The 5381-nt window shown below is 57.7% G+C and carries 3 rRNA genes; all 3 read left to right on the top strand.

Annotated elements, in window-relative coordinates:
* Positions 1-159 precede the first annotated feature (159 nt).
* Positions 160-1676: ribosomal RNA gene (locus ACTMSW_RS30600) — 16S ribosomal RNA — on the top strand.
* 381 nt (positions 1677-2057) lie between these two features.
* Positions 2058-5166: ribosomal RNA gene (locus ACTMSW_RS30595) — 23S ribosomal RNA — on the top strand.
* Between the two features lie 90 nt (positions 5167-5256).
* Positions 5257-5373 (top strand): 5S ribosomal RNA (gene rrf / locus ACTMSW_RS30590).
* Together the 16S, 23S and 5S rRNA genes form the textbook arrangement of a ribosomal RNA operon.
* Positions 5374-5381: the final 8 nt, after the last annotated feature.

Raw genomic sequence — 5381 nt, 5'->3', positions numbered from 1 at the left:
TTCCGGATGGTGTGTGGTTGTTCTTTGAGAACTCAACAGGGTGCTTGATAAGCCAGTGCCAATTGTTTATAACTCCGGACTGGTCGAATCTTTGGGTTTGGCTGGTTGGGATTCCTTTGGCAACACTTTTTGTTGCCGGGACAGTTTTTCAACAAGTTTTTGTTGGAGAGTTTGATCCTGGCTCAGGACGAACGCTGGCGGCGTGCTTAACACATGCAAGTCGAGCGGAAAGGCCCTTCGGGGTACTCGAGCGGCGAACGGGTGAGTAACACGTGAGCAACCTGCCCCAGGCTTTGGGATAACCCCGGGAAACCGGGGCTAATACCGAATATGACCTTTGACCGCATGGTCTTTGGTGGAAAGTTTTTCGGCTTGGGATGGGCTCGCGGCCTATCAGCTTGTTGGTGGGGTGATGGCCTACCAAGGCGACGACGGGTAGCCGGCCTGAGAGGGCGACCGGCCACACTGGGACTGAGACACGGCCCAGACTCCTACGGGAGGCAGCAGTGGGGAATATTGCACAATGGGCGGAAGCCTGATGCAGCGACGCCGCGTGAGGGATGACGGCCTTCGGGTTGTAAACCTCTTTCAGCAGGGACGAAGCGTAAGTGACGGTACCTGCAGAAGAAGCGCCGGCCAACTACGTGCCAGCAGCCGCGGTAAGACGTAGGGCGCGAGCGTTGTCCGGATTTATTGGGCGTAAAGAGCTCGTAGGCGGCTTGTCGCGTCGACCGTGAAAACTTGGGGCTCAACCCCAAGCCTGCGGTCGATACGGGCAGGCTAGAGTTCGGTAGGGGAGACTGGAATTCCTGGTGTAGCGGTGAAATGCGCAGATATCAGGAGGAACACCGGTGGCGAAGGCGGGTCTCTGGGCCGATACTGACGCTGAGGAGCGAAAGCGTGGGGAGCGAACAGGATTAGATACCCTGGTAGTCCACGCTGTAAACGTTGGGCGCTAGGTGTGGGGGGCCTCTCCGGTTCCCTGTGCCGCAGCTAACGCATTAAGCGCCCCGCCTGGGGAGTACGGCCGCAAGGCTAAAACTCAAAGGAATTGACGGGGGCCCGCACAAGCGGCGGAGCATGCGGATTAATTCGATGCAACGCGAAGAACCTTACCTGGGTTTGACATGGCCGCAAAACTCACAGAGATGTGAGGTCCTTCGGGGGCGGTCACAGGTGGTGCATGGCTGTCGTCAGCTCGTGTCGTGAGATGTTGGGTTAAGTCCCGCAACGAGCGCAACCCTCGTTCGATGTTGCCAGCGCGTTATGGCGGGGACTCATCGAAGACTGCCGGGGTCAACTCGGAGGAAGGTGGGGATGACGTCAAGTCATCATGCCCCTTATGTCCAGGGCTTCACGCATGCTACAATGGCCGGTACAATGGGCTGCGATACCGTGAGGTGGAGCGAATCCCAAAAAGCCGGTCTCAGTTCGGATCGGGGTCTGCAACTCGACCCCGTGAAGTCGGAGTCGCTAGTAATCGCAGATCAGCAACGCTGCGGTGAATACGTTCCCGGGCCTTGTACACACCGCCCGTCACGTCACGAAAGTCGGCAACACCCGAAGCCGGTGGCCCAACCCCTTGTGGGAGGGAGCCGTCGAAGGTGGGGCTGGCGATTGGGACGAAGTCGTAACAAGGTAGCCGTACCGGAAGGTGCGGCTGGATCACCTCCTTTCTAAGGAGCACCTTCACCCGAAAGGGTGTAAGGAGCCCGCACTGCCCGAATGTGGTGGTGGGGTGCTCATATGGCGGAGACACTGGCGAGTTTTTCCTCGGCAACGGCCGGGACACCTAGTACAGCTGCTCCTTGTGGGTGGTGGGAACGGGTTGGTCCTGGTGCGGCTGAGAAGGAGCGCAGAGCACCCTGTTGGGTCCTGAAAGAACAACCTTGAGGTTGTTTCTTTCGGAGACTGGTCCGAGGCCTGTGGCTTCGGGAGTCTGCCAGGCATGGCCTGGCCTCGCATACCGCCGGCGGTTGTCGGGTTTGGTGTGGGGCGTATCGGGTTGTGGGTTGGTCGTTTGTTGAGAATTGCACAGTGGACGCGAGCATCTTTGTGGTCAAGTTGTCAAGGGCGAACGGTGGATGCCTTGGCACCAGGAGCCGATGAAGGACGTGGGAGGCCGCGATAGGCCTGGGGGAGCTGTCAACCAAGCTGTGATCCCAGGGTGTCCGAATGGGGGAACCCGGCACCAGTCATGTGGTGTCACCTGCACCTGAACACATAGGGTGTATGGAGGGAACGCGGGGAAGTGAAACATCTCAGTACCCGTAGGAAGAGAAAACAAATAGTGATTCCGTGAGTAGTGGCGAGCGAAAGCGGATTGAGGCTAAACCGGTTGCGTGTGATACCTGTCAGGGGTTGCGTGGTCGGGGTTGTGGGACCCTGCTGAGTGTGCTGACACACGCTCGAGAAGTTACAAAGCCAGTTGCTAGTCGAACAGTCTGGAATGGCTGACCGTAGACGGTGATAGTCCGGTAGGTGAAAGTAGCTGGTCTTCTGTGGGTGTTCCCGAGTAGCGGCGGACCCCTGAAATCTGCCGTGAATCTGCCAGGACCACCTGGTAAGCCTAAATACTTCCTGGTGACCGATAGCGGACGAGTACCGTGAGGGAATGGTGAAAAGTACCCCGGGAGGGGAGTGAAATAGTACCTGAAACCGTTCGCCTACAATCCGTCGGAGCCTTGCGGGGTGACGGCGTGCCTTTTGAAGAATGAGCCTGCGAGTTAGTGGCACGTGGCGAGGTTAACCCGTGTGGGGGAGCCGTAGCGAAAGCGAGTCTGAATAGGGCGATTCAGTCGCGTGTCCTAGACCCGAAGCGGAGTGATCTAGCCATGGGCAGGCTGAAGCGCGGGTAAGACCGCGTGGAGGGCCGAACCCACCAACGTTGAAAAGTTGGGGGATGACCTGTGGTTAGGGGTGAAAGGCCAATCAAACTCCGTGATAGCTGGTTCTCCCCGAAATGCATTTAGGTGCAGCGTCGCGTGTTTCTTGCCGGAGGTAGAGCACTGGATGGTCTAGGGGGCCCACAAGCTTACCGAAATCAGCCAAACTCCGAATGCCGGTAAGTGAGAGCGCGGCAGTGAGACTGCGGGGGATAAGCTTCGTAGTCGAGAGGGAAACAGCCCAGATCACCAGCTAAGGCCCCTAAGCGTGTGCTAAGTGGAAAAGGATGTGGGGTCGCATAGACAACCAGGAGGTTGGCTTAGAAGCAGCCACCCTTTAAAGAGTGCGTAATAGCTCACTGGTCAAGTGGTTCCGCGCCGACAATGTAGCGGGGCTCAAGCACACCGCCGAAGCTGTGGCATTCACATTTCAACCTCACTTGGACTTGATTCCTTGTGCAGGTGTGTGGATGGGTAGGGGAGCGTCGTGCCGCGGGTGAAGCAGCGGGGTGACCCAGTTGTGGACGCGGCACGAGTGAGAATGCAGGCATGAGTAGCGAAAGAAGGGTGAGAAACCCTTCCGCCGGATGACCAAGGGTTCCAGGGCCAGGCTAATCCGCCCTGGGTGAGTCGGGACCTAAGGCGAGGCCGAGAGGCGTAGTCGATGGACAACGGGTTGATATTCCCGTACCCGCGAAAGAGCGACCCTGATGAACCTCGTTGTGCTAACCACCCGAACTGCCGGAGGTCTTCGGACCGATGGTGGGGAGCGTGGGAACCTGGCGGGTAGTAGTCAAGCGATGGGGTGACGCAGGAAGGTAGCTGAGCCCGGCCGGTGGTTGTGCCGGGGTAAGCGTGTAGGCCGTACCGTAGGCAAATCCGCGGTGCATGAAGGCTGAGACGTGATGCCGAGCCGATTCAGGTGAAGTCAGTGATCCTATGCTGCCGAGAAAAGCCTCTAGCGAGTTCTTAGCGGCCCGTACCCCAAACCGACACAGGTGGTCAGGTAGAGAATACCGAGGCGATCGGGCGAACTGTGGTTAAGGAACTCGGCAAATTGCCCCCGTAACTTAGGGAGAAGGGGGGCCGGAGACGTGAAGCCCCACGCGGGTGGAGCGTTGTATGGCCGCAGAGAGCAGGGGGAAGCGACTGTTTACTAAAAACACAGGTCCATGCGAAGAAGTAATTCGATGTATATGGACTGACGCCTGCCCGGTGCTGGAACGTTAAGGGGACCTGTTAGCTCTTCGGGGCGAAGCGGAGAACTTAAGCGCCAGTAAACGGCGGTGGTAACTATAACCATCCTAAGGTAGCGAAATTCCTTGTCGGGTAAGTTCCGACCTGCACGAATGGCGTAACGACTTCCCCACTGTCTCAACCACAGGCCCGGCGAAATTGCATTACGAGTAAAGATGCTCGTTACGCGCGGCAGGACGGAAAGACCCCGGGACCTTTACTATAGCTTGACATTGGTATCCGAATTAGCTTGTGTAGGATAGGTGGGAGCCGGTGAAGTCCATACGCCAGTATGGGTGGAGGCAATCTTGAAATACCACTCTGGTTGATTTGGGTATCTAACTTCGGACCGTTATCCGGTTCAGGGACAGTGTCTGGTGGGTAGTTTAACTGGGGCGGTTGCCTCCTAAAGGGTAACGGAGGCGCCCAAAGGTTCCCTCAGCCTGGTTGGCAATCAGGTGTTGAGTGCAAGTGCACAAGGGAGCTTGACTGTGAGACTGACAGGTCGAGCAGGGACGAAAGTCGGGACTAGTGATCCGGCACTGGCATGTGGAAGCGGTGTCGCTCAACGGATAAAAGGTACCCCGGGGATAACAGGCTGATCTTCCCCAAGAGTCCATATCGACGGGATGGTTTGGCACCTCGATGTCGGCTCGTCGCATCCTGGGGCTGTAGCAGGTCCCAAGGGTTGGGCTGTTCGCCCATTAAAGCGGTACGCGAGCTGGGTTTAGAACGTCGTGAGACAGTTCGGTCCCTATCCGCCGTGCGCGTAGGATACTTGAGAAGGGCTGTCCCTAGTACGAGAGGACCGGGACGGACGAACCTCTGGTGTGCCAGTTGTCCCGCCAGGGGCACGGCTGGTTAGCTACGTTCGGAAGGGATAACCGCTGAAAGCATCTAAGCGGGAAGCTCGCTTCAAGATGAGGTATCCCACCACCTTCGGGTGGGTAAGGCCCCCAGCTAGACGACTGGGTTGATAGGCCGGAAATGTAAGCCCGGTAACGGGTTCAGTTGACCGGTACTAATAGGCCGAGGACTTGACTACCAAGCTGCTACGCGTCCACTGTGCAACTCTCGATAAACGAACAACACCCAACCGTGTGGTTGGTTGAGTTGTTTGACATGTCGATAGAGTTACGGCGGTCATGGCGGAGGGGAAACGCCCGGTCACATTCCGAACCCGGAAGCTAAGCCCTCCAGCGCCGATGGTACTGCACCCGGGAGGGTGTGGGAGAGTAGGACACCGCCGGACAATCTTCC

The organism is Micromonospora sp. BQ11 (assembly GCF_052068135.1).
Classification (GTDB): Bacteria; Actinomycetota; Actinomycetes; order Mycobacteriales; family Micromonosporaceae; genus Micromonospora.
This window is presented reverse-complemented; position numbering and strand designations above follow the sequence as displayed.